The sequence below is a fragment of the Halomonas sp. BN3-1 genome (assembly GCF_003056325.1).
GTDB classification, from domain to species: domain Bacteria; phylum Pseudomonadota; class Gammaproteobacteria; order Pseudomonadales; family Halomonadaceae; genus Halomonas; species Halomonas litopenaei.
In genome coordinates this window covers 1-677 of record NZ_PYVV01000049.1, presented here as the reverse complement: position 1 = coordinate 677, position 677 = coordinate 1, and the positions used below count along the sequence as shown (strand labels likewise).

Annotated in this window: 1 rRNA gene; it reads right to left on the bottom strand. The window is 58.8% G+C overall.

Annotation, left to right across the window (positions count from 1 at the left end):
- Positions 1 to 569: 569 nt before the first annotated feature.
- Positions 570 to 677 (bottom strand): 5S ribosomal RNA (gene rrf / locus C9F12_RS22245); the annotation flags it as partial.

The window sequence follows — 677 nt, the reverse complement described above, 5'->3', positions numbered from 1 at the left end:
CCATGGCAACGGCGGTGTCCGTAGGCTGACGTTTTGGCGAATATCAGCTTACTCGGATTTACCGCCGTTTCTCTATCCTGCCTGTCCTCACGCGCCTTGCCCGTTTCACGCTAATCTGCGATGAACCAAAAAGAAGGCCCGACTATCTCTCGATAATCGGGCCTACTTCTGAATAAATGCCTGACGGACGGGCCGACCTTCTGATCTACAGCGCCCGCCCAGACCGCCGCTCCGCCCCTGAAGACTGCCGGATGACGCCACCAAGGTAACAATGTTTCTACTCGTCTCATCCCTGAGACTCGCCCTTCGTTCCTCAAGGCCCGCCTGCGGCGGTTCTCCCCTGTTCCCGACAGGGTAGTCGCATGGGGGTGAGTCACCCCAGCACTCTTCACAAGGGCTGCAGCGTAGCTGCAAGGGGTGACGAACGACGCGAGCCCGCCCTTGAGAAGAGCCAGGCCGGACCGCACCGAGGGGGTTATCGGCGCGGCCCCACATATAAAGAGAGGGGTCTTCCCCATGCATGCGAAAAAGCCCAACTCCTCTCGGAATTGGGCTTCTTCTGAATAAATGCCTGACGATGACCTACTCTCGCATGGGGAGACCCCACACTACCATCGGCGCTGAGCGGTTTCACTTCTGAGTTCGGCAAGGGATCAGGTGGTTCCCACTCGCTATGG